Source organism: Pseudobythopirellula maris, assembly GCF_007859945.1.
Lineage (GTDB): Bacteria > Planctomycetota > Planctomycetia > Pirellulales > Lacipirellulaceae > Pseudobythopirellula > Pseudobythopirellula maris.
On record NZ_SJPQ01000001.1, the window covers coordinates 1,870,244 to 1,895,006 of the forward strand.

At 68.8% G+C, this 24,763-nt stretch carries 15 protein-coding genes; 6 read left to right on the top strand and 9 right to left on the bottom strand.

Features of this window, described 5'->3' with window-relative positions; translation table 11 throughout:
* Positions 1 to 143: 143 nt before the first annotated feature.
* The 3 genes from Mal64_RS06985 to Mal64_RS06995 form a co-directional block, all read right to left on the bottom strand.
* On the bottom strand, positions 144 to 1,538 hold the full coding sequence (locus Mal64_RS06985) for a hypothetical protein (protein ID WP_146398387.1): 1,395 nt from the start codon (positions 1,536 to 1,538) through the stop codon (positions 144 to 146).
* 156 nt (positions 1,539 to 1,694) lie between these two features.
* The gene (locus Mal64_RS06990; RefSeq protein WP_146398389.1) at positions 1,695 to 2,660 is read right to left on the bottom strand and encodes a MerR family transcriptional regulator; all 966 of its coding nucleotides are present in this window, start codon (positions 2,658 to 2,660) and stop codon (positions 1,695 to 1,697) included.
* A 113-nt stretch (positions 2,661 to 2,773) separates the two neighbouring features.
* Positions 2,774 to 3,967 carry a hypothetical protein gene (locus Mal64_RS06995; RefSeq protein WP_146398391.1) on the bottom strand — a complete coding sequence of 398 codons (1,194 nt, stop codon included), beginning with the start codon at positions 3,965 to 3,967 and terminating at the stop codon, positions 2,774 to 2,776.
* Between the two features lie 292 nt (positions 3,968 to 4,259).
* On the opposite strand from Mal64_RS06995, the gene Mal64_RS07000 reads away from it, so the two are divergent.
* Together Mal64_RS07000 and Mal64_RS07005 are read left to right on the top strand one after the other, a co-directional pair.
* Positions 4,260 to 4,994, top strand: a complete 735-nt coding sequence (locus Mal64_RS07000; RefSeq protein ID WP_197525530.1) for a lipoate--protein ligase family protein — start codon at positions 4,260 to 4,262, stop codon at positions 4,992 to 4,994.
* 6 nt (positions 4,995 to 5,000) lie between these two features.
* Positions 5,001 to 5,570, top strand: coding sequence for an NUDIX hydrolase (locus Mal64_RS07005; RefSeq protein ID WP_146398395.1), 570 nt, complete (start codon positions 5,001 to 5,003; stop codon positions 5,568 to 5,570).
* 168 nt (positions 5,571 to 5,738) lie between these two features.
* On the opposite strand, the gene Mal64_RS07010 is transcribed toward Mal64_RS07005, so the two are convergent.
* Together Mal64_RS07010 and Mal64_RS07015 are read right to left on the bottom strand one after the other, a co-directional pair.
* Positions 5,739 to 6,257, bottom strand: a complete 519-nt coding sequence (locus tag Mal64_RS07010) for a DNA-deoxyinosine glycosylase (protein WP_146398397.1) — start codon at positions 6,255 to 6,257, stop codon at positions 5,739 to 5,741.
* Complete coding sequence (locus tag Mal64_RS07015; RefSeq protein WP_146398399.1) at positions 6,254 to 7,042, bottom strand: class II aldolase/adducin family protein; 789 nt, start codon at positions 7,040 to 7,042, stop codon at positions 6,254 to 6,256. Before Mal64_RS07015 ends, Mal64_RS07010 begins: the two co-directional genes overlap by 4 nt.
* 231 nt (positions 7,043 to 7,273) lie before the next feature.
* Here Mal64_RS07015 and Mal64_RS07020 point away from each other — a divergent pair, with 231 nt between their 5' ends.
* Together Mal64_RS07020 and Mal64_RS07025 are read left to right on the top strand one after the other, a co-directional pair.
* Positions 7,274 to 8,854: a glycoside hydrolase family 28 protein gene (locus Mal64_RS07020; protein WP_146398401.1), complete on the top strand. Its 1,581-nt coding sequence runs from the start codon at positions 7,274 to 7,276 to the stop codon at positions 8,852 to 8,854.
* A 74-nt stretch (positions 8,855 to 8,928) separates the two neighbouring features.
* Positions 8,929 to 9,582 carry a hypothetical protein gene (locus Mal64_RS07025; RefSeq protein ID WP_231993601.1) on the top strand — a complete coding sequence of 218 codons (654 nt, stop codon included), beginning with the start codon at positions 8,929 to 8,931 and terminating at the stop codon, positions 9,580 to 9,582.
* A gap of 52 nt (positions 9,583 to 9,634) precedes the next feature.
* Here Mal64_RS07025 and Mal64_RS07030 read toward each other — a convergent pair whose 3' ends face one another.
* From Mal64_RS07030 to Mal64_RS07045, 4 genes are all read right to left on the bottom strand, one after another.
* The gene (locus tag Mal64_RS07030; RefSeq protein ID WP_146398403.1) at positions 9,635 to 12,892 is read right to left on the bottom strand and encodes a glycoside hydrolase family 2 TIM barrel-domain containing protein; all 3,258 of its coding nucleotides are present in this window, start codon (positions 12,890 to 12,892) and stop codon (positions 9,635 to 9,637) included.
* Positions 12,893 to 12,896: 4 nt separating this feature from the next.
* A complete protein-coding gene (locus Mal64_RS07035) occupies positions 12,897 to 15,317 on the bottom strand; it encodes a glycoside hydrolase family 95 protein (RefSeq protein ID WP_146398405.1) in 2,421 nt (806 codons plus the stop codon).
* Positions 15,317 to 16,294 (bottom strand): hypothetical protein, encoded by a 978-nt coding sequence (locus tag Mal64_RS07040; RefSeq protein WP_197525531.1) that lies wholly within the window; start codon positions 16,292 to 16,294, stop codon positions 15,317 to 15,319. Before Mal64_RS07040 ends, Mal64_RS07035 begins: the two co-directional genes overlap by 1 nt.
* A gap of 246 nt (positions 16,295 to 16,540) precedes the next feature.
* Positions 16,541 to 19,930, bottom strand: a complete 3,390-nt coding sequence (locus Mal64_RS07045) for a glycosyl hydrolase (protein WP_197525532.1) — start codon at positions 19,928 to 19,930, stop codon at positions 16,541 to 16,543.
* A 206-nt stretch (positions 19,931 to 20,136) separates the two neighbouring features.
* Here Mal64_RS07045 and Mal64_RS07050 point away from each other — a divergent pair, with 206 nt between their 5' ends.
* Entirely contained in the window at positions 20,137 to 22,557 is a 2,421-nt protein-coding gene (locus Mal64_RS07050; protein WP_146398409.1) for a glycoside hydrolase family 2 TIM barrel-domain containing protein, read from the top strand.
* An 8-nt stretch (positions 22,558 to 22,565) separates the two neighbouring features.
* Positions 22,566 to 24,734 carry a T9SS C-terminal target domain-containing protein gene (locus tag Mal64_RS07055; protein WP_146398412.1) on the top strand — a complete coding sequence of 723 codons (2,169 nt, stop codon included), beginning with the start codon at positions 22,566 to 22,568 and terminating at the stop codon, positions 24,732 to 24,734.
* Positions 24,735 to 24,763: the final 29 nt, after the last annotated feature.

The following is a 24,763-nucleotide window of genomic DNA, read 5'->3' on the forward strand; positions in this document are numbered from 1 at the left end:
CGACCCCGGGCACACGCGTACTACTGGGATACTCCTGGGTCCATGGCGTCGTCTCAACGCCAAGCCGAGTCCATCAACGCGGCGTCACCAGCACCGGCTTCAATCTCGCCCGCCGGGGCCAGGACCGCCACAGAGGGCGGTCCCTACAGGGCGGCGGTCGCCTCGTCGTGCCTTGACCGGGCCCAGCGGCTGGGGGCCACCACTTCGCGGGCCACGCGGTCTTCGAGGTTCGGCCGGAACACCGTGAGCAGCAAGAAGGGCAGGTACCACGCCAGGGCGATGCCGCCGCTGTGGGCGTGCCAGAACTGCACGCCGACCATCAAGGTCGCCGTGCCGCTGAGCAACGTGGCGAGGTTCTTCTGGGCGGGCCAGATCGCGAAGCTCAGGCTCAGACCGGCGAACGTGACGATCAGCGGGACGCGGTACCAGCCGTTCCAGAACGCCCACACGCCGCTGAGCCCCTCGAAGATCGGCATGCGGAGGCCCAGCATCTGCTGCAAGCGGGCGATCAGCATCGCCGTGTCGGACGACGTGAACACCAGCGTGGCCACCAACAGCAGCAACGCGGCCACCACGCCGGCGACGAACCGCCGGGCGCCGCGCCGCCAGTAGAAGGCGATCCACAGCGGCAGCAGCGCGAACGGGTAATAAATCGTGCCGCACGCCAGGCCGATCATCACGCCCGAGGCGATCGGCCGTCGGTAGCAAAGCACGGCCAGCACGATGAGGGCGCCCGGCAAGGCGTGGGTCACGTTGCCGGTCCAAATCGCCGTGTAGGGCAGCAGCAGGTAGAGCGTCGACGCGGCGACGCCCAGCACGGCGTTGTCAAAGTGCTGCCGAGCTATCAGCAGGATGCCGATCACGATGGTCGATTGGCAGAGGATCGCCATCAACCGGGCCGTGGCGGCGTTCGCCTCAAGGCGCCCGCTGTCCGCCGGGTCTTCGACACGGGCGGCGTCGGCCGGGGCGGTGTCTTGCGCCTCGATCAGGCTCTTGGTCGAGATGTGCGGCAGCAAGAACAGGAACGGGAAGCCGGGCCCGTGGGTGTTGAGCGTGGCGCCCTCCAGGTCGGAGGTGGCGCGGTGGCTGAGGTACTCGGCCCGCTGCACGGCGTCGAGGTCGGACCCGGCCGGCGAGCCGGTCAGCACGTTCGTCGTCAGGAACAACAGCAGCGACGCCGCCAGGAACGTGAGCCCGCCGAACGAGAGGTTCGGCTCCAGGAGCGGGCGGCGGACCATCGCCGAATCGAGCATCATGCGGGCGAGCAAGAAGACGTTCACCCCCATCAGCCACAAGTAGCCAACACGGGCGACTATCGAAGCCCGCTCGGCGATGCCGGGGTCGGACGCGGCGACCGGGTCCGAGCCATACGCCACGCACAACAGCCCCGGCGCCAGGAGCACCAGCAGCAGGAGGTCGAAGTTCCGCACGCAGAACACGCGGTTGAACTTGAAGAAGAGCGCGATCGTCAGCAGCGACGAGAGGTAGGCCCAACTCGTTGGGTTGACGCCCTCGTATTGGAAGAGGATCTCGCTCATTCAGCGGCGGTTGACCTAAGGAAGGTGTCGATCGGACGCGTTCGCCCGAGCCCAAGTATTGTAATTGCTCCCCCCCGGGGTAAGCGACCGGGCGACGGCAAGAACCTGGGCCGGACGAGCGGGGCCGTAACGGTCGTTCCGGTTGGGCGGCGACGCCTAGCCCGGCGCCGGCCCCCCGGTGGGCCGGGCGAGCCGCTCTCGGCACTCCTGGGACCACGGGCTGTCGGGGGCGACGGCCAGAAACCGCTCCCAATGCGCGGCCGCCTCGTCGCTGCGGGCGAGGCGATCGAGCGCGCGAGCCAGGTAGAAATGGGCATCGGCGTAGTTGTCGTGCAGCTCGAGGGCGCCCCGGAAGGCGCCTTCGGCCAGATCGAGCCGACCACGCTCGGCGAGCACGCACCCCAGGTTCAGCCGCGCCTCGACCAACTCCGGGTCGCGCTCCAAAGCAACGTAGTAGCGCTCGCAAGCCGCCGCGGTGTCGCCCGACTCGTAGAGCATCTCGGCCAGTGCGAAGTGCGTTTCGCCATCGCACCCGCCGCCGGACTCGGCGTGGAGGATGGCGAGCCGCATCGTGTCGATCGCCGCCGACAGGTCGCCCTCCGCCTGCAAGGCGAAGGCCCGTTCCTCCAGGTCGCTGGGGCTAGGAAGTTCTTGGGCCGGCGGAGTGAACGGCAAGACGAGCGAGCCGGCGGCCTCGGGCGAAGAAGGCGGCGCGGTCTCGAAGTCGAGACGCCGCTGGCCGTCGGGCTCGTAGAGCGCGTCGCCGTTGCGCACGTAGAGACGCCCCCCCTCGACCACGAGCGGCAGCTCGAGCAGCGGACGCTCCGTGCCGGGGAACGACTGCGCGAGCTGATCGATCATGCGGTCGATTTGCGCGCCGGTGTGCCCGGCGGCGAGCAACGCGGCGAGCAGCCGGGCGACGCTCGCCTCGCGGAAGTCGTAATACGACAAACGGTTCAATCGCCTGGTGGCGTGAACCCGACCCCGTCGCTCCCAGCGGCGCACCGTCGCCGTGGGCACGCCGCAAACCTCGGCGAGCATCGCCGCGGTGTACATGCCCGCTAAGTCTTGGCCGTGCGCGTGCTCGGTGGGGTCGGCGGCATCGCGGGAAACTGAGGGCAACGGTCGACTCGGCAAGGGGGTCAATGACGCTAAACGGCAGCGCCTTTGATCTTCCGCCTCAAGCGGCCAGTGTCAACGCTCCCGCTGCGAAGTCGATCCCCAGAAGGGCCGGCTCAACCCGCCGATTCGCAGCTCGAGCAGCCCGATTCGATCGGCACCCGCACCATCACGGTCCGCGGCACACGGACCGTGCGAGTTTCGGCCACCTGACGGGTCTCGACACGTGGCTGCTGGACCGTGCGGGTTTCGGTCACCATGCGGCAGACCCGCACGTCGTACGGTTCGACCCGCTCTTCGCTGACCATCCGGCAGGTGGTCACGGGGACCTGGCAAACCTTTTCCTCGGAGACCATCCGGCAAACGCGCACCGGCTCCTGCCGCTCGACGCGCTCGACGACCTTGCGACAAGTCTGCACGGGCACGCGGCGGGTTTTCTGCTCCGAAACCATACGGGTCACCTGCACCGGGACCTTGCGCACGCGCTGCTCGGAAACCATGCGGGTCACCTGCACCGGAACGCGCTCGGTCACCTGCTGCGGCACGTAGTGGGTCACCGGGGTTTGGACCGCCACGGGGTTCGGCTTCCAGACCGTTTGCACCTGCTGCTGCGGAGCCGTTTGGGTGCTGACCCAAGCGAGCCCGGGACGCACGACCTGGGCCGTGCCGGTCGCCGGGTTCACGGTCGCCTGCGGGCCGACCCAGCGGAGCCGCGGCCACGAGCTCGTGCCGGGCGTCACGCTCACCTGGTTCACGTAGCCCCCCTGGTCAACGACCTGGGTCTGGTAGCTCGTGACGGGACGCATGACCGTGCGGACCTGGGCGTGCTCGACGGTCTCGCACACAGGGCGCTGCACCGTGTAGCACTCGTCGCGGTACCGAGTCTCGCAGACCGGCCGCTGCACGGTGTAGCACTCGTCGCGATAGCTCGTCTCGACGACATCGCGCACCACGTTGTAGCTGGCGTCGCGGTAGCGTGTTTCGTACACCGGCCGCTGCACGGTGTAGCGACGCTCGACCATTTTCGTCTCGGAGACCGGCCGCGACACCGTGTAGCGACGCTCGCGACGCTCGGTCTCGTAAACCGGCTTCTGGTAAGTGACCTGCCGCTCGTCGTAAACGGTCTCGCAGACGTTGCGGTAGGACGTCACTTCACGCTCGTCGTAAACCGTCTGGCACACGAGCCGGTAGGCCGGCTCGCAGCAGGCGTCGCACGACGCGCACTGGGCGGCGGCGGGGCTCACGCCGGCAACCGGGCCGAGCGCAACCGCGAGGGCGAGCAACGAACGAGAGATCGTTTTAGGATTCATGGCGGAACAAAAACGGGTGAGGAACCTAGCGGGCGCCGCGCAGCACACAACGGCCGCGCACAGACGCTCACCACCAGTGTGGCGGACGTTTGGGGGGTCGGCAAATCGTTTTGCTCGTTGCGACCGCTCGCTCGCCAAAATAATTCAAGCCCGCGATCACCTGGGATGCTGGGGCAATCTGTAGCGACGCCCGACACCCACGGGCCAAGACCACAGGCCGCGCATCCGCTACACTCGACGCAATCGCCACACTCGGTTTTCCCGCACCGCCACCTGCTATCACTCGCCAGTCTTGCTGCTCCTCGACCACACCCGCCCCGCTCCCAAGGCGAACCTGGCCTGCGACGAGGCCTTGCTGAACGGCCTCGACAAGGGCGCCGAGTTGCTGCGGTTCTGGGAGAGCCCCAACCCGTTCGTGGTGCTGGGGCGCGGCTCGCGGGTGGCGGAAGAGGTCGACCGGGCGGCGTGCGAGGCGGCCGGCGCGCCGATCGAGCGCCGGGTGAGCGGCGGCGCCACGGTTCTCGCCGGGCCGGGCTGCCTGATGTACGCCCTGCTGCTCGACCTCGAGAAGCGGCCCGAGCTGGCCGACGTGACCCGCGCCCACACGTTCGTGCTCGGCGTCTTGGCCAAGAGCCTCGGTGCGATCGAACCCAGCGCCTGCTGCGCGGGGACCAACGACCTCACCTTCGCCCCCGAGGGAGACGACGCCCCGCTGCGCAAGTTCGCCGGCAACAGCGTGCGGATGACGCGCTCGCGGCTGCTCTACCACGGCGCCGTTCTGTACGACTTCGACCTCGGGTTGATCGAGCGCTGGCTGCTCGCCCCGCCGCGGCAGCCCGACTACCGCGAGCGGCGCCCCCACGGCGAGTTCGTCGCCAACCTGCCGACCACCGCCGAGCGGCTGCGTGAGACTTTCGCCACGGCGTGGGGGGCCGACGAGGCGTATGACCCCACGGGGCTCGACTCGGAGATCGATCGCCTTGTCAGTGAGCGTTACTCGCAAGAATCGTGGACCTTCGGACGCTGAGAGCCCATGCACCGCCGCCCCCTGCTAGCGATGCTCGCCGACTACGCCGCCCGGCAGCCGGACGAGTTGGCGATGATCGAACGCATCCGCTCACTCGTTGAATCGCACGACGACTGCTTCGATCGCACCTGCCGTCCGGGGCACGTGACGGCGAGCGCGTGGGTGCTCTCGAGCGACCGCCGCCGCTGCCTGCTCTTGCACCACAAGAAGCTCGGCCGCTGGCTGCAGCCGGGCGGCCACGCCGACGGCGACGCCGACGTGACCCGGGTCGCCCTGCGCGAGGCGACCGAGGAGTCGGGGCTTGCGCAACTCTCGGTCCTCACGACTTCGGTCTTCGATGTCGACGTCCACCCGATCCCCGAGCGGCGCAACGCCGCGGGCGAGCTTGTCGACACCGCCCACGACCACCACGACGTGCGGTTCCTGCTCGGCGCCGAGGGCCCCGACGATCTGGTGCTCAGCGACGAGTCGCACGCCCTGGGGTGGTTCACGCCGGCCGAGGTGCGCGCCCAGACCGACGAGGCGAGTGTGCTGCGGCTGCTCGACAAAGCGGCCCCGTGGATCGCCAGCGAATAACGCCCCTGTTGGGAACGCCCTCTGTGGCGTTCCGGCCCCGGGTACCGGCGTTCGCTCGCCCCGCTGTTGTGTCCATCGACTCGGCGTCACTAGCGCTGGGTTCTCACTCGCCCGCCGGGGCAAGGACCGCCACAGAGGGCGGTCCCTACAGCGCCTTTGCACAGCGGATCAAACGATACCGTCAACGGACAACGCGTCGCGCCAGGCGGCGAGTTTTTCCTCGAAACTCCGCGCCGCGTGCGCTGGGCTCGTCGAGGGCAGCCGCACGAACGACAGCCGCTTTTGCGTCGATTCATCGAGCGTCGGAACGGCGTGGCGGCGGAACGCGGTCTCGGCCTTCTGGCCGTTGAACGCCACGAGCGTGATGCGGGGGTAACGCGTCAGCAGTCCGGCTAGGTCGTTCACCGCTTCGCTGTCGCGCTCGATCGATGTGTCGAGGCTCCCCTCGCGGCGGCACTCGCTGAGCACGTCCCACAGCGCAACGCCCGCCTCGCGGAGCCGATTGCACCGCACGGCGTACGGAAGATCGGGGCGCGCGCCGAACAACTCGCCCATGATCGGCCAAAAGGCGTTGCGCGGGTGGGCGTAGTACCGCTGCGCCTCGAGCGAAGCGACGCCCGGCATCGAGCCCAAGACCAGCACGCGCGCCCGAGCGTCGGCGACCGGCGCGAAGCTGCGGGCGATCACGCCCCGCCCTGCTGCGCTGCGGCCTGGCGGGCGAGGAACCGCTGGCGGTAATGCTCGTCGGGCCGCTTGGCGATCTTGTCGACCTCGGCCGGCGTGAGCAGATGGATCCCGCCGGCGGCCAGCGCGCCCTGGCGGATGCGGGCCGTTTTAACCGCCATCGCCGTGATCTGCTTCACCGCACTGGCGGTGGGTCCCAATGCGATGAAACCGTGATTGCGGAGGTAGATCGTCTTGGGCGCCTCGCCCACGCGTTCGACGAACGCCATGATCTCGTCGCGCATCACCCGGGCGAGCACGATGCCGGGATCGACGTACGGCGCCAAGAGCGGCTCGGCGCCGCAGACGACGATCTCGTCCGGGAACAGCCGACCGGCGAGCGCCCCCTCGAAGTCGGTTGTGCAGCTCAGCGCGTTGATGGCGGTGGGATGTGTGTGCCCGACAAAGGAAATGCCTTCCAGGTCGAGGCAGACGGCGTGCAGCCAGGTCTCGACCGAGGGCCGCAGCGGCTTGCCGGCCGTCTGCACGTCGGCGAGCCGGTCGCCGACGTTGTGGTCGTCGATCGACGGGTCGTCGAGCGCGTCGAGCGCGGCCCGCAGGTCGATCGTCACCACGTCGCCTTCGCCGAGCGCGCCGAGCGTGGCGCCGCTCGCTTTCACGAGGAAGGTGTTCTCATCGACCAGGGCCGAGGCGTTCCCCTCGCCCAAGATCGCGCAGTCTTGTTCCGGCGCGCCGAGCCAGCGCGACAAGTCGATGAGTTGGGCGAGCACTTCGGCGGGGGCGTCCATCAAGCGGCGATCGTTCAGAGGAAGGTTCAGGGGAAGTTGGTCGTTTCCAAGCGGGGACGAGAGCCCTCGATTATAACCGCAGCCGCCGTGCCCCCCCAGATGTGAGCTCGCCCACACCGCAGGCCGTTGCCTGCCCTTCTATTGAGACGCGCCGCCCGACCCGTCTCGCGTCGCGCGGTATGATACCCACTGAAGCGGCCCTCTTTGCCCCCTCCTCCAAGGCGACCCTCGATGCGCTACGCGCTAGCTTTCCCCCTAATCCTTGCCGTCGCCGCCGCGACGGCCGAGCCGCCGATGCCGACCGCCGAGAGCGTCGGTCCCGAGGCGATGCCGCACGAGGTGGCGCCGGTCGAGGCGCCGTTCGACCTGCCGGCTTTCGCTAGGCCGACCTTCCCCGACCGCACGATCAGCATCGCCGACCGCGGCGCCGTCGAGGGTGGCGAGAAGCTCGCCACCGTGGCGATCCAGTCGTCGATCGACGAGGCGTCGGCCGCGGGGGGCGGCGTGGTCGCCGTGCCGGCGGGCGAGTGGCTCACCGGACGCATCACGCTCAAGTCGAACGTCAATCTCCGCGTCGAGAAGGGGGCGGTCCTCAAGTTCTCGGGCGAGATCGAAGCCTACCTGCCCGTGGTCTTTACCCGCAACGAGGGGATCGAGATCATGGGCGTTGGCGCGCTGATCTACGCGCACGATCAGGAGAACATCGCCGTAACCGGCGGCGGCGAGCTCCGTGGCCCCGACGACGGGCCGGCCCGCGAGGCGTGGCGTGGGCTCTCGGACCAGATCGTCGACCCCACCCTGCCGGTCGCCGAGCGGGTGTTCGACGGCCGTGAAGGACGCCATTACTTCCGCCCGTACTTCATCTCGCCAATCGAGTGCCGCGGCGTGTGGGTCGAGGGCGTCACGCTCCGCAACGGGCCGATGTGGAATATCGTGCCGGTCTACTGCGAGGGCGTGGTGGTGCGCGGCGTCACGATCCACAGCCAGGGCGTGGTGAACGGCGACGGCGTCAACATCGAGTCGTGCCGCAACGTGCTCGTCGAGTACTGCCGCACCGACACCGGCGACGACTGCTACGCCCTGAAGGCGGGCCGCGACAAAGACGGCCTGCGGACCAAGCGGCCGGTGGAGAACGTCGTCATCCGCCGCTGCCACGCCGAGGGCGGCTTCGGCGGCGTCACCTGCGGCAGCGAAACGGCGGGCGGGGTGCGCAATCTGCTGGTCGAGGACTGTGTGTTCGACGGCGTCAGGCACTGCGCCTACATGAAGACCCGCCGCCCGCGCGGTGGCGGGGTTGAGAAGGTGTGGGTCCGCCGCGTCGCGTTCGACTGCTACAACCACGGGGTGTTCTTCGACATGATCGGCTCGCCGATGTACGTCGGCGAGTTGGGCGAGCGGCTGCCGAAGCGCGAGCTTACCGACGCGACCCCCTACTACCGCGACATCCATTTCAGCCGGCTGGTGGGAACCGCCGGCCGCGACGCCTTCAAAATCAAAGGCCTGCCCGAGAGCCCGGCGACGCGCGTCTTGATCGAACGCACGGAGATCGAGGCGCCAAGCCTCATCAACCTGACCGACACGCGCGACCTGACGGTGCGCGACTCCGTGTTCCGCACCGAAGAGGCCCGCGTCCAATTGCTCGACACGGCGGACGTGACTTTCGAGCGGACCCATTTTGAGACACCCGGCGGCGCCGTTTCGGTCGAGCTATCGGGGCCCGACGCCGGCGCGGTTGCGTTTCTCGAGTGTGAGCCGCCTCTCACTACGATGAACGTGACCGCCGACGACCCGTCGTTGGTCACGGCCGAGTAACGCCCGACCGCCGGGTTGGCTACAATAGCCGCTTCCTTCTTGAATCCATCCACCGTGACTCCTCCGAGGGCGCCATGAAAGCCTCACTCTTTTCCTTCGCCGCGTTGCTTTTGATCTCTCCGTCTCTGCTCTTTGCCGAAGGCGAGGTCGTGTTCACCGAAGACTTCGAGAACGGCATCGACAACTGGCAGGTGCTCGACCCGGAGACCTGGAAGGTCTCGGAGAAGGACGGCAACCACACGTTCGAGATCCTCGAGCGCGGCAGCGCCTACAAGCCGCCCTTCCGCAGCCCGTGGCACGTGGCGCTGGTGAAAGACGTGGAGGTCGGCGACTTCGACCTGACGATGCGGGTCCGCAGCACGCTCGACACGGGCCTGCACCGCGACTGCTGCATCTACTTCGGCTACCAGAACCCGCAGCAGTTCTACTACGCCCACCTCGGCGCCAAGCCGGACGAGACGAGCGGCCAGATCCTGATCGTCAACAACGCCGCCCGCAACCGCATGACCCGCAACGAAACGCCCGTGCCGTGGGACGACAAGTGGCACACGGTGAAGGTCGAGCGCCGTGTCGAGGCCGGGACCATCAAGGTCTACTTCGACGACATGGAGACGCCGATCATGGAGCACACCGACACGACGTTCGGCAAGGGCCTGGTGGGCATCGGCTCGTTCGACGACTTGGACGAGTTCGACGACATCAAGCTCGTCGTGCCGAGCGCGGAGTAGCGTGGTCCCCCCCTCTCCTCCGAAAGGAAGAGAGGGGGGAATCCTTTGCTAGTTAAAGCGGCGTGAATCGCAGCCGCAGCTCGTGCTCGCCCGCAGGGACGGCGTATTTTTGCAGCACGCCCGGTCCGCAACTGCTGTTGCCCAGCCCGCACTGAGCGGCGTCGATCGAGAGCACCGTCTCGTCACGGGGCGTGAGGTCGACCGCCCGCCGTTGGGCCGCCAAGTCTTGCTGCGTGTAGCGCAGCGCCGAGAACGCGAACGGTTCGCCGGTCGTCTCGATCCGTAAGCCGTGGCCGCCGTCGTCGGCGAGCGCTAGCCAACGGACGTCCTGCTTCGAGCCGGTCTCCTGCGGCCGGGGGTACGCGACGTACTGCTCGTCGACCGTTCCGGACCAACCGCCCATGGCGGCGTCCGCCTTGCGGTCGGGGTAGTTCTCGTGCGGCCCGCGGCCGAACCACTCGACGCGGTCGTAAGCGCCAGCCAGCCGCATCACGAGCCCCACTCGCGGCAGCGGCGGCAGGTCGCCCTCCGGCGTGAACCGCGAGGTGAGTTCGATCGAGCCGTCGCCGTGGAAGGTCCACTTGTGGCGGCTGACGATCGCGCCGTGGGCGGCTTCGTTGCGAGCCACGCAATCGACCCGCACGGCGCCATCCTGGGGCGCGGCGCTAACCGATTGAACCACACGGCTGAGCTTGTCGAGGCCGGCGTCGCGCCAATCGTCGGCTAGCCAGCCGCCAAAGCCTTTGTCGTTGCTGAGGGGCGCCCGGAAGGCCTGTGTCATAGGGCCAGCCGACGCGTCGGTGAGCAGCTCCTTGCCGTCGTAGCGGAGCGACTGGAGCACGCCGCTCGCCTTGGCGAATTTAGCCTGGTAGCGGGCGCCGGTCACCACGTAGATCTCGGCGGTCTCGTCGAGCCGCACCGGCGTCGCGGGCCCGGCGGGTCTATCGGTTGTGTCCGTTTCGAGCTCGGGCAAACGCCACTGCCCCCAAGCGACCTCGTGGCCGGCGTCGGCCCAAGCCGTGGGCGACTTACTATGGACACTGACACGCAGCCAGAGCTCGCCCGGTTGGCCGTCGGCCGTGAACGGAACCGTGGCTTCTGCCGTCTCGCCCGGCGCAGCGCCGATCGAAGGCAATGCGCCCGAGGCGATTTGCTCGCCGCCGCGTTCGATGCTCCAACGTATTTCGTAAGCACTCAGGTCGGTGAAGTGATTCCGATTCGTCAGCCGCACGGTGAGGCCGTCGTCGCCCCGCTCGAATTTGACCGGCTGGTACGCCTTCTTCACCGCTTGGTACTTCGCGGTTAGGCCACGGTCGGCCATCACCACACCATTGAGGCAGAACGCGCCGTGGTTCGGCTCGTCGCCGAAGTCGCCGCCGTACGCCAAGTAACGCCGGCCGTCGGGCGTGTGGCGCTCGATGCCTTGGTCGACCCAGTCCCAGACGAACCCGCCGAGCATCCGCGGGTGAGAGTAAATCTCGTCCCAGTACTCGGTGAGGTTGCCCATCGCGTTGCCCATCGCGTGGGCGTACTCGCTCGTCAGGACGGGGCGGTCGCTTTCCTCCTGATCAGCCAGATCGAGCAGCCGCAGCCAACGGGCGTTCTCGGGCCGCTCCGGCGCCTGAGCGTCGAGCACGCCGGGGTTGAGATACTCCTCACGCACACGCGGGTAGAACCGGCTGACAAAGTCGACCGTCTCCGGGTCGCTCGGCGAGTCTTGCGCGCCTTCGTAGTGGATCGGCCGCGTCGGGTCGAACGCCCGCAGCCACGCCGCGATCGCCGCGAAGTTCGGCCCGTAGCCCGACTCGTTGCCCAGCGACCAGACGATCACCGACGGGTGGTTCTTGTCACGCTCGGCGAGGCGAACGCCACGGTCCAAGAACGCCGACGCCCAGCGCGGGTCGCTCGCCAGTTTGCCCCTGAGGCCGTGCGTCTCGAGGTCGGCCTCGTCCATCACGTAGAGCCCGTAGCGGTCGCACAGCTCGTACCAACGCGGGTCGTTCGGGTAGTGCGACGTGCGGACCGCGTTCACGTTCGCCCGCTTGAGCAACTCGATGTCTTCGACCATCCGCTCGCGGGAGACGGCGTGGCCGGTCACCGGGTCGTGCTCGTGGCGGTTGACGCCACGCAGCCGGACCGGCTGGCCGTTCACGAGCAGCTGGCCACCGCTCACACGAACGTCGCGCAGGCCGACGTCGCAGCCGGTCGCCTCGACCGCGGCGCCCTCGGCGTCGACGAGCGACAGCACCAAGCGGTACAGGTTGGGCGTCTCGGCGTTCCAGAGCCTCGGCTGCGGCACGCTGATTTCTAACCAACCGAATTTCGGCTGGCCACGCTGAGGCGTGCGATCGACCAGGATGCCCGCCCGTGCCGCTCGGTTGAGGATCGGCTCGGCGTCGTGCTCCGCTTTGCCTATTGGGGCGCCGGCCGCGTCATACAGCTCGGCCTGCACCCGCCAACCTGCGAGGTCCCCGTCGCGCGGCGCGTCGAGTTCGGGTTCGATCGCCACCGTCGCCGTGCGCCGGTCGTCGGCCAGCGTGGTCCGCACGGCGAAGTCGGCGAGCCGCTCCGGCGGCGTGGTGTAGAGCACCACCTCGCGGTGGACGCCGCTCAGGCGCCACATGTCTTGGTCTTCGAGGTAGCTGCCGTCGCTGAAGCGGTAGACTTCGACGGCGAGATAGTTGACGCCCGATCGGGCGTGGTGAGTGATTTCAAATTCGGCTGGCGAGCGGCTCCCCTGGCTATAGCCAACTCGCTCGCCGTTGAGCCAGACGTAGAACGCTCCTTCGACTCCTGCGAAGTGGAGGAACACACGCTGCCCCTTCCAGCCCGCGGGCAGGGTGAACGTGCGCCGGTAGGAACCGACCGGGTTGCGCTCTTCGAAACAGGTGTCGCCCCGGTCCGGCGCCGAGGTGACGCGCGGCGGGTCGATCTTGAACGGGTAGCCGGCGCTCACGTAGATCGGCGTGCCGTAGCCGTGCATCTCCCAATTGGACGGCACGGGGATCGTCTTCCAGGCCGAGGCGTCGAAGCTCGGCGCGTAGAACTCGGCGGGGCGCTCGCCGGGCGTCGGGACCCAGTGGAACCGCCAGTCGCCGTCGAGCGACATCACGCGCGACGAATCGTCGCGATCGCCGCGCCGGGCGGCTTCGGCCGTGTCGAAGGGCCAGAACGTCGCGCGGGCGGTCAGACGATCAATCTGCACGACCTGCTCGTTCTCCCAATCGGGCGCGTCGGCGGCTTGCGCGCAGGCGCACGCTATCGCGATCAACAGCGCGAACGCACTTGCTACTTGGGCTCGATGGAACATGGCTTCACTCCGCCTCAAGGTCGGGCCCAAGACGCAGCGTCTCGCCGGCGGCCAGCTCGAGCCGCCGCGACGCGTCGCCCGTCGAGAGGCTCAGCGGCACGCCGTCGTGGCTGGTGATCGTGACCGATGTCACCCGGTCATTGCTCCAGGCGAGATCGACATCAAAGTCGCCCCGCGCACAGAGTCCGGTGACGCTTCCCTCGGGCCAGGCGCCGGGCAACGCGGGCAAGAGCACGACCTCGGCCTGCGGCTCGCCGGCGATGTCGGTCAGGCGGCTCTGCACAAGCATCTCGGCGACCGCCGCGGTGGCGCCGAAGTTGCCGTCGATCTGGAACGGCGGGTGGGCGTCGAGCAGGTTCGGGTAAACGCCACCGCGCCACTGCCCTTGCGCCTTGCCTCGCCCTACCAAACGCAGCTGGTTGCTGACCAGCCGGTAGGCGCGGTCGCCGTCGCCCAGGCGGGCCCACAGGCACGCCTTGTTGGCTAGGCCCCAGCCGGTGCCGTCGTCGCCACGGACCTCGAGGCTCTTGCGGGACGCCTCGGCCAGCGCGGGCGTGGCGCGCGGCGTGATCTCCGAACCGGGGTAGAGCGCCCACAGGTGCGAGGCGTGGCGGTGGTGCGGGTCTTGCTCGGGCCGCTCGGTGAGCCACTCCAGCACGCGGCCGTCGGAGCCGATCTGCGTCGGCGCCAGCCGCTCCCGCGCGGCGACGAGTTCCTCCCTGAGCGCTTCATCGACGCCGAGGATCAGCGACGCCTCTTGGCAGGCGTCGAACAGGTAGCGGAGCAGCTGCTGGTCCATCGTCGGGCCCATGCAGATGTGAACCGCCTCGCCGTTCTCGTCGAGGAACGCGCTCTCGGGCGAGTTGGAGGGCGCCGTCACGAGCCAGCCGTGCGAAGGCTCTTCGATCAACAGGTCGAGGTAAAACTCGGCGGCGCCCCTCAGCAGCGGGTACACGCGCTCGAGGTACTGGCGATCGAGCGTGAACTGGTAGTGGTCCCACAGGTGCTGGCAAAGCCAGGCCGAGCAGGTCGGCGTGGCGCCCCAGCTGGCCGACTCGCCCGGCGAGGTGAAACCCCACGGGTTCGCCAAGAGGTGGCCGACCCAGCCACGGGCGTTGTAGTAAGCCTTGGCGGTCTTGGCGCCCGGGCCGCTCAACGAGTCGATCAGCGCGAAGACCGGCTCGTGCAACTCCGACAGGTTGGTCGTCTCGGCCGGCCAGTAGTTCATCTGCAGGTTGACGTTCAAGTGCCAGTCGGCGTTCCACGGCGTCTGCAGCTCCTCGGCCCACACGCCTTGCAAGTTGGCCGGCAGGCCGTTGGGACGCGAGGAGCCGATCAGCAAGTAGCGGCCGTAGTCGAAGAGCGTCGCCACCAGATCGGGGTCGTCGCGGTTCTGCTGGAACGCCGCGATCCGCTCCGGCGTGGTCATGCCGTTGGGCGCGGCGGCGCCGACGTCGAGGCTCACGCGGCCGAACAGCTCCTGGTGGCGCTCCACGTGCCGCTGCTTGATATCGTCGTAGGCGTGGCGCTCGACGCGCGCCTGGTCGTCGGCCGCCGCGGCGACGGCGTTGTCGACCGGGCGACCGGCGAACGTTTTAATGTCGGTGGCGGCGGTGAGCACGAGCGTGGCCGAGTCGGCGCCGCTGACCGTCACGCCCGCTTCGTCCGCCGTGACCACGCCCCCCTCGGCGATCACCCGCAGGCGGGCAGCGAATCGAACGCCGTCGTTGCCCTGCTTGCCGTCGCTCAGTTGGCCGTTCATCTCGATCGTGTTGGGGCCAACGACACGGACCTTGGCGTTCTCGGCGCGGCTCAGACTCGCCGTCAGCGCGATCGCCCCCGGCTGGTCGGCGGTCAGGCGGTAAACGATCGCCTCGCCCGGCGCCGAGACAAACGCCTCGCGCTCGTACGCCACCCCGCCGCGGGTGTAAGCGACGCTCGCGATGGCGGTCTCGAAGTCGAGCTCGCGGCGGTAGCCTCGCGTCTCTGCCGGGCCGGCGTGTCGCAGCTCGATCTCCAGGTCGCCTAACGTCTGGTAGCAGCCGTAAGGGACCTCCTTGCCCGTGCCGCGACCCGACCCCTCGCCCGCGCAGGTGAAGTTGCGGTTCACCAGCTCTTCGGCCTCGGCGTTCTTGCCCTCGAGCAGCAGGCGGCGGATCTCGGGCAACGCCTCGTGGGCGTTGGGGCGGTCGGCCTCTTGCGGCGAGCCCGACCACATGCCGCTCTCGTTGAGCACCACTCGTTCGCGTTCAACGCCGCCGAACACCATCGCCCCCAGCCGGCCGTTGCCAAGCGGGCACGACTCGGTGAACCGTTCGGCCGGTGCGTCGAACACCATCGAACGGCCTTCGGCCGACTCGAAAGCCAGCAGGCCCGCCGCCGCGATGATCGTCGCCGCGAGTCGTGAGATGTGAATCCCGCCCATCAATTGCCTTCGCCTTCTTCGCTAAGATCCTTGGATGTCGCCAGCGCGATCGTGCGGCCCGCTTCGCCCACGCCGCAGTAAAAGTGGTAGACCACTCCATCGTACTTCAGCATCCAAGGCTTGTGGGCGAAGGTCTTGTCCCACGGCTCGGAGGGCTCGATGAGGTTCGGCCCGTCCCAGCGGGTCCAATCCACCAAATCGTGCGAACACGCGAAGGTGTCAAACGCGCCAATGCCCGGTTTCCAGCCGGCGCCGAAGTAGACCATCACCCACAGGTCGCCCATGCGGATGATCTGCGGGTCGCCCGAGATGCCCTTCAGGTTGTCGATCACCGGCGCGTCGCCATAACGCCGCCAGCTCTTCATGTCGTCGGAGACCGCCACGCCGATCCGCTCGATCCATTTGCCCTCTTGCTTGCCGTTGTAGAACATCACCAGCGGGGCGCCGAGCGACTCGGTCTCGTCGCGGATGATGTGGCTCTTGTAGAGCGTGGCCCGCTCGAACGGCCGCGCCTCGGGGTCGGTGGGGGCGAGCACCGGGTTCTCCTCGTAGCGGGTCCACTCCTCGGCCTCGGTCGGGTCGTCGGTCCACGCCATGCCGATCGAGAGCGGGTCGGTCTCGTAGCCGGGCTTGTCGCCGCCGAAGTACGACATCCAGTACTTGCCGTCGTGCGTGCCGATCGACGCCGATCCGCCCCACTCCGTGTCGTACAGCGCGATGCTGCCGTCGGCCTGCCAGCGGTCCCACCCCTGCTCGCGGAACGACAAGACCTTGCCGAGCTTCTCCCAGTGCAGCAGGTCGTCGCTCACGGCGAGCTCAGTCTCGTAGCCCTTGTGGTCCTTGGTGCTGACGAACAGCATCCACCAGCGGCCGTTGTGGCGGAACACGTTCGGGCAGTCGTAGTACTCCCCTTCGCCCGGGGTGAGCAGCACGCCGTGCTTGTGGGGCGTGCTCAGCTCCTCGAAGACACGTTGCATGGCCTCGGGCGCCACCGACGGCTTGGGCGCTTTGATTGGCGTGTCGACTGGCGCCTCCCCCCGTGCGAGGGGCGAAAGGAGCAACAGCACCACGGCGCATGTTGAGCAGATTCTCATAGGATTGATCACCGATTTGATAAAGCCGATTTGCATGGACTTATTTTGTTTGGGAGCGAACAAGGACACGAATCGACGCTACCAGACGCTAATCCCATGAGCGTGGATCGGTGTCGATCCGTGTTCGGCTCAACGGGCGCCGGCCGATGGCGTCTCGTGCTCGAGCGTGACCGGCCCGAAGAGGCCCGAGGGCGTGAGCGGCTTGCCCTCTAATCGTAGCGGTGCGGTGGTCCAGGTCGACCGCTCGGACTCTTCGCGTGCGGCGTCGCCCACCAGTCGGTTCCGCCAAGTCGTGCCGACCGCCACGCTCAGCCGATTCTCGCCGGCTTTCAGCAAGCCGGTCACTTCGACCCGATAGGGCGGCGTCCACGCCACGGCCGCCGGGCGGCCGTTGACGCTCACCTCGGCCATCGCCACCGCGGCGCCGAGGTCGATCCACGCCCGGCCGGCGAGCGCATCAGGCGGCGCGGTGAACGACGTTTCGTAAGTCGCCACGCCCGCGAAGTGGCGGACCTCTTCACGCGGGTGCGTCGACAGGTCCTGGAGCGTGGCGAGCTCGATCGCCTCGGGCGACGGGCCCGCGGCCGAAGCGAAGCCGACGCTCCATGGGCCGTCGATCGCTTCGTAGCCAAGAACGGACTCGCCGCCGGCGGGCTCCGCGGCGGCGCTCGTCAGCACGACAAAGCACGACCCCAGCGGCGGCAGCCGCAGCTCGACCGCCGTGCGACCGTCGGGCGTGCGTTCGGCGGCAACGGGGCGGCGATCGCCGCTCACCGGGTCCCACACCTCCGCCGCCGTCGATGCGGCCCGCAACGAGAGCCTCAGCAAACGCTCGGCGTTGAGCTGATTCGACACGAAGTAGAGGTCTCCCTCCTCGGCGTGGCGGTGCGCCCACGCCAGCCCCTCCGAGCGCACGCCGCTCGCCTCGTAGCAGACCAAATCCTCCGCAACGCCGATCGACGCGAGCGACGGCTCGTCCCACGGGCCGGTCAGCCATGGGGCGTCGCGCGTGACGCCGCGTAACGATGCGTCTTCTTCGCCGAGCGCCCATGTCTGTTGCGGCGGCTCGACAACGAGCACCTTCGCGCCCGCTTCGGACAACTCACGCAGCTTCTCGGCCACGGCGAGCGACATCCGCCCGGGCGCGGGCGCCATCGGCCGCGGCGCCGGCACGACCAGCAGCGCGTAGCTCGCACCGCCGGGGAGCACCACGCGGCCCTCTTCGCAGCGGGCCAGCCGCAGCAGAGCGTCGCGGCCCAACGAGTCGTACTGGTAGCCGCGCAGCGGGTCGGGCCAGTCGGACAGGTCGGCGCCGTTCGCCGAGTTCTTGACCCCGGTGGGCATCTCGTGGGTCGGCTGCCCCTCGTTGAGCAACCGCACCCGCTCGCGCTCGACGGCCCGCTCGCCCAGGAGCCCCGGCAGCGAAGCGACTAAGCGCTCGGGGAGCACCGCCCGGTTGGGGACCTCCTCGCCGGCGAACACCGCCACGTCGGCCACCGGCCGGCCGCGCTGGAGCAGCGCCTGGCAGCGGCGTGCGTAATCGACCCACGCGCCGGCCATCGGCCACCACGCTTGATCGCGCTGGAAGAACAGCCCCACGCCGCCGAGCGTCATCCCCGGCGCGCGATCGAGCCACGGGTTGTGAGCCCACACATGGAAAACGAACCGGTTGGCGCCGAGCACGTAGTGCCGGTCGCCCAAGGCTTTGATCTTCGCCGGGGTCTCGTCCCACGCCATGCGGAGCCGCGTGAACGCCTCGGCCTGCACAATGTTCTTTCCGTACACATGGGCGGCCGAGACCGCGTCGCGCATGTCGTTCGGTTTGTCGTGGGTCGGGCTGTCGATCCAGAACTCGCCCATCGGGGCGTCGAGCCGAGCGAAGTGCCGCATGCCGGCGCCGGTGAAGGTGGGCGCCGTGCATTCGCCCGTGAACCGCACGCCGTGCTCGTCGGCCTTCTCCGCCATGACGCCGTAGAACACCTCGTCGACCAGCTCGGCGATCGTCATCCGCACGTCGTGCAAGAATCGCTCCGATTTCTCGGCGCTAGCGATCGGGTAGCCGGCCATCGCCGGCAGGTATAGCAGCGGGTCGTAGCCGCGGCGTTCGGTGAACTCCTCGCGGAAATCGGCCGACCAGTTCTGGCTGCCGCACTCCCAGCTGTCGACGTGCAGCACGCCGAGCGAGCCGATGTCGCCGTAGCGGCGCAGCGCCTCGCCGAACCAACGATCGAACTGCAAACGCACGGCATCGGGGTTGAACTTGTCGCACTCGAGCCCCAGCCCGGCGCCGCCGGTCTCGTTGTGGGCGCCGGTCGAGGTGTGCCCTAAGCGCAAGACGGTCCACGCGCCCGGCGGCGGCGCCCAGTCGAGCGCGCCGTCTGCCGAGAGCTTGTCGGAGAGGTCGATCACCTCGGCCCGCGGCGTGCAGGCGCTCGGCCCGATCTGCTCGGGCGTGCTCCAAGGGCTCACGCGCCACACGGCGCCCGTCTTGCCGCGGTAGTGGTGCAGCCGCGTCTCGCTGGCGAGCCGGATGCGTTTGACCTTGAGCACCGGGCTCCACTTGGCCGTGTCGAGGTCTTCGGCGCCCGGCTCCGAGCCCTCGGGGGTCCATGTCAGTCGGAACCGCCGAGCCGTGGTCGGCGGGATGGCGTGCGTGACTGGCGCCTCCTGCTCCTGCCAGCCGTGACGCGGGGCGTCGAGCCGGGCGATTGGCCGGAACCGCTCGCCGTCGCCGTTCGATTCGGATGTGATCGCCTCGACCGTGAACCGCTGGCACTGGTAGTTGCGACCGTCGGGCCAAACGGTGACCGATCGGCAGGTGAACGGCTCGTCGAACGTGAAGTCGATCGAGCACGGCTCGGCGCTCCGCAGCCGACGCTCGTTGTCCGACTCGACGAGTTGCTGCGCGGTCTCGCCCACGGCGGTCGTGGTCACCGTGACCGGCACGGTGTCGGTCGACAGGCCGTCACCCGCCGGGGCGGGAAACGCCAGCACGGCCACGTCTTGGTAGTAGCCTTCCCACGCAGCAGGCTGGGGCAAAACGATCGGCTCGGCGGCGTCGGCGATGCGTGTCTCGCTCCAAACGAGCCGCTGCATCGACAACTCGGGGGTGATCCACGGCCCGCCCGCCACGGCGAACCCATCGCAGGCGTGCATGCCGATCTCCAGGCCGAGCCGCTTGGCCTCGGCGAGCGCGTGACCAACGCACTCCCACCACTCGGGCGTGAGCTGGTTGACTGGCGGCTCGACGAGCGGCGGGTCGGTCGGTCCCTGGATCGGCATCAGGTAGGCGCCGCCCAGTCCGGCGTCGGCCATCGCCTCCAGGTCGGCCGTGATCCCTTCGCGTGACACCGCGGCGTTCATCCAGTACCAGAAGACCCACGGCGACGCCTCGGCGGGCGGGTCCTGGAAATCGTCTTGCAGGCTCGCCGCGCGGCACGGCGTCGTGGCCAGAACCAGCAGGGCGAGGCACGCCATCGCCAACGCCCGCGTCGCCTTCGTCGAAACCTTAAAGTGCATGCCTTGCGCCGGGCCGCCTCCGTGCTGGAGCGCCGCGTCCTCGGAGGAGAAACCGTCGGAGAAAGAAGCCGCAACGAGTTGCGGTGTGAGCCTCCATACTATGTTACTGCGGCGACGACCGTCTATCTTCCGACAACCGGCCATGAATCGCCCTGTTTTGGGCCACACCGGTTGAGGCCCGCCATGCCGCGGGGTGCAATAGGCGGATGCCCAACGTTTTTCGCCCAGCCATCTACGCCCTGCCCTTCGCCCTGTTGCTTTGCGGCGCGGCGCTGGCCGCCGATCGCTCGTTGCTCGACGACGCATGGCGTTTCCACCACGGCGACGCCGCCGGCGCTGAGGCCACTGGCTACGACGACGCCGCGTGGCGCGCGGTCGTCTTGCCGCACGACTGGAGCATCGAACACGCCCCGCGAGCCGACGCGCCCAGCGGGGGCGGCGGAGGGTACTTCCCCACCGGGATCGGTTGGTACCGGCGGTCGCTCGAAAAGCCCTCGGGCGAGCAGCGCTGCTGGGTCCATTTCGAGGGGGTCAGCGAACGCTGCGAGGTTTGGCTCAACGGCGAGTCGCTCGGCGGCCACGACTACGCATACACGCCGTTTCGCCTCGACGTGACCGACAAGCTCCGTGAGGACAAGAACGCGCTCGCCGTGCGGGTCGACAACACGCCTCAGCCGTCGAGCCGCTGGTACACCGGCTCGGGCCTCTGCCGCCACGTGTGGCTCGAGACCGCCGGGCCGATCCACATCACACACGACAGCGCGTGGGTCGAAACCCGCGCGGTCGGCGAGGATGCCGCCACGGTCGCCGTCCACGCCTCGGTCGCGAACACGAGCGGCGCCGACGCACTCATCACGGTCGAAGCCACGCTCCTCAGCCCCGACGGGGATCCGGTCGCCGCTCACACCGAAAGCCATTCGGTTCCGGCCAACGGCGGAATCGACGCGACCTTCCCCATCGAGCTGAAGACCCCTTGGCTCTGGTCGCCCGATTCGCCACGGCTCTACACCGCGCGGCTGCGCGTGTTGCAGGGCGATGAAGCGACCGACGAGCAGTCGGTTCGCTTCGGCGTTCGCGGCGTCGAGGCGTCGGCCGCGGGAGGGCTGCGCCTCAACGGCCAGCCGGTTGAGTTGCTCGGCGGCAACGTGCACCACGACAACGGCGTGCTGGGCGCCGCGGCTTTTGGCGCCGCCGAACGCCGCAAGGCGCGATTGCTCAAGGAGGCCGGCTTCAACGCGGTTCGCACCGCGCACAACCCGCCGGCCGTCGCCTTCCTCGACGCCTGCGACGAGCTCGGCCTGCTCGTGATCGACGAGGCGCTCGACGCCTGGCGCAAGCCCAAAGTGAAGCACGACTACGGCGAGCGGTTCGACGCCCACTGGCGCCGTGACCTCACGGCGATGGTGCTCCGCGACCGCCGCCACCCGTCGGTCATCATGTGGAGCCTCGGCAACGAGATGTACGAGCGCGGCGACGAGTCCGCTCCCGCCACGGCCCGCGCGATGCGCGAGCTCGTACGCACGCACGATACGACCCGGCCGGTCACGGCCGGCGTGAACGGCCTGGGCGACGACGCCAAGTGGCCGCGTCTCGACGCATTGTTCGCCGAGCTCGACCTGGTTGGCTACAACTACGAAGAAGACCGCTACGCGCCCGACCACGCCCGGCTCCCCGAGCGCGTGGTCTACGCCAGCGAAACGTACCAGGCCGATGTCGTCGCCGGCTGGCGGGCCTGTCAGGAACACGCACACGTGATCGGCGACTTTGTCTGGAGCGGCATCGACTACCTGGGCGAAGCGGGCATCGGCCGCGTCTTCCCACCCGGCAAAGAGGCCCGCCCCCACTGGGTCGGCGAGCACTTCCCGTGGCACGGCGCCGCCTGTGGCGACATCGACATCACCGGCCGCCGCAAACCGATCTCGCACTTCCGCAACATCGTTTGGGACCGCGGCGAACGGCTGCACGCCGCCGTGGTCGTGCCCAGCGACGGCGGCCCGTGGGGCGTCACGCCGTGGGCGGTCGAACCGACCCGCGCGCATTGGAACTGGCCCGATCACGCGGGCGAGCCGCTCACCGTTTGCGTCTGGTCGCGCTGGCCAACTGTCCGGCTCGAGCTCAACGGCCGCGTCGTGGGCGAGAAGCCTGGCGGCGAGGCCCACGGCTTCGAGGCGCGTCTCGAAGTCCCTTACGAGCCGGGCGAGTTGGTAGCCATTGGCCTCGACGCCACGGGCGCTGAGGCCGAGCGTTTCGTGCTCCGCACGGCCGGAAAACCGCAAAGCCTGCGAATGCACGCCGACAACGCATCGCCCCAAGCCGGGCGCCAGCAGATTGTTTATGTCGAGCTGCGGCTCGTCGATGAGCAGGGCCAGCTCTGCCCTCGCGACGAACGCGCGGTAGAGTTTGGCGTGGAGGGCCCGGCCGCCATCATCGCCGCGGGCAACGCCGACCTCACGAGCCTTATCCCCTACACCGCGCCCCGAGCGCTGCTCGACCAAGGCCACGCCCTCGTGGTGCTCCGCAGCACGGGGGCGCCCGGCAAAGCCGTGCTCACCGCCCGGGCCGAGGGCCTTGGCGACTCATCGATCTCGATCCACTTCGTGAACTCCCCTCAAACTCCCCCTCAGTGAGTTTTGTGATGAAAAGTGTCGTTCCGCTGTCCCTCTCGCTGCTCGCCGTTTTGGCGATCGCGTCCGACCTCCCCGCCCAGCCGCTCCGCTACGACCTGAGCGGCAAGACCGGCCGCCGCGACGCCGAGTCGTACGACTGGCGCGAGTGGGAGATCAAGAGCGCCGAGACCGTGTCCCAACAAGCCGATGGCTTGAGCGTTTCGCTCCGCGGCGTCGGCGCCCCGCTCGAGGGTTTCCTGAACAAGGCGGGCCTCGTCACGGGCGGCACGCTCGTGAGCGACGGCGTCACGTGCCAAGGCGAGGCGATCGAGATCACACTCACCGGCCTCGCCGCCGGCAAGCACAGCCTCGCCACCTTCCACAACCAGCCGAGCGGAGATTCGCCCTCCGAGTTCGTGCTCGCCGCGGGCGACACGAAGTCGACCGTCAAACCTGCCAACGACGCCAAGATCAACGCCGACGCGGCGACCGCGTACGTCGAGTTCGAGGCGACCGAGGGCGAGCCCGCCGTTGTGCGGCTCACGGGCGAAGGCTTGGTGCTCAACGGCGTTGAGATCGACGGCTCGAACCCCGCCCTCCGCGCCGCCCTGCCGACCCCCACGCACGGCGACGGCCACGCCGACGCCGACGAAGGCACGGTCGCGCTCAGCTGGCGACCCGTTGCCGGCGCCACCGGCTACCAGGTCCGCCACGCCGCTGCGCTCGACGCCGATGAGGCGGAGCAGAATCTCGCCACGGCCCCCGCCGTCGAGACAACCGAGCCGTCGCTCGAGCTGTCGGTCGAGAAGAACAGCCTCCTCTCGCACGCCTGGCGCGTCGACACCGTCGGCGCCGACGGCGCCGTCACGCCCGGCGAGAGCTGGACGTTCCGCACCCGCTCGCTCGCCTTCCCCGGCGCCGAGGGGTACGGCCGCTTCGCCCGCGGCGGACGCGGCGGTCGCGTGATCAAGGTCACCAACCTCAACGACAACGGCCCGGGCAGCTTCCGCGCCGCCGTCGAGGCCGAGGGACCGCGGACCGTGGTGTTCGACGTCTCCGGACGCATCGTCCTGAACGATCGTCTCATCATCCGCAACGGCGACCTGACGATCGCCGGCCAAACGGCCCCCGGCATGGGCGTTTGCGTGTCGAACTTCAACCTCGGAGCGATCGGCGCCGAGGACCTCGTCGTCCGCTACCTCCGCGTGCGGCCGGGCGACACCTCCGGCAAGACGCTCGACGGCATGGGGCTGGCGAGCTGCGACCACTCGATCGTTGACCACTGCTCGATCAGCTGGTCGCACGACGAGGCGTTCAGCTCGCGCGGCGCGCTTAACATCACGCTGCAACGCACGCTGATCAGCGAGGCGCTCAACATCGCCGGGCACAAGAAGTACGGCGAGGGCAGCGCCCACGGCTTCGCCGCCAGCATCGGCGGCGACCGGGGCAGCTTCCACCACAACCTGCTCGCCCACTGCGCGGGCCGCAACTGGAGCCTCGCCGGCGGCACCGACCAGGCGAACCGCCACCGCGGGCAACTCGATCTGCGCAACAACGTGGTCTACAACTGGGACTACCGCACCACGGACGGCGGCGCCCGCCTCGTTCAGTTCGTGAACAACTACTACAAGTCGGGGCCCGCCTCGCGGATCAAGTACTATCTCAAACCGCAGTACGAGAACCCCTCGTTCGGGCCGCAACAGTACTACGTCGAGGGCAACGTGATGGAGGGCGTCACCGGGCCGGAGGGACCGACCGGCGAGTTGGTTGGCATGCGGGTCCAAGGCAGCCAGCCCGAGCCGGTCACCCTGCCCGAGCCGTTCTTCGAGCACCACGTCACGACCACCTCGGCCGAGCAGGCCTACGACGACGTGCTCGGCGACGTCGGCTGCAACTACCCCAAGCTCGACGAGCACGACCAACGCGTGATCCGTGAAACACGCACCGGCACGGCCACCTACGTCGGCAGCAAGAGCGGCAAGCCGGGGCTGCCCGACTCGCAGAAGGACGTCGGCGGCTGGGACGACTACCCGGAGGTCCACCGCGACGCCGATTTCGATTCCGACAACGACGGCATGCCGAACGAATGGGAGCTGGCCAGCGGCCTCGACCCGAACGACGCCGCCGACGGCCCCCTCGACTCGAACGGCGACGGCTACACGAACCTCGAGGCGTTCCTCAACGGCCTAGTGGATTGACGCGGCTGCCAGCTGTTTGCAAATCGCCG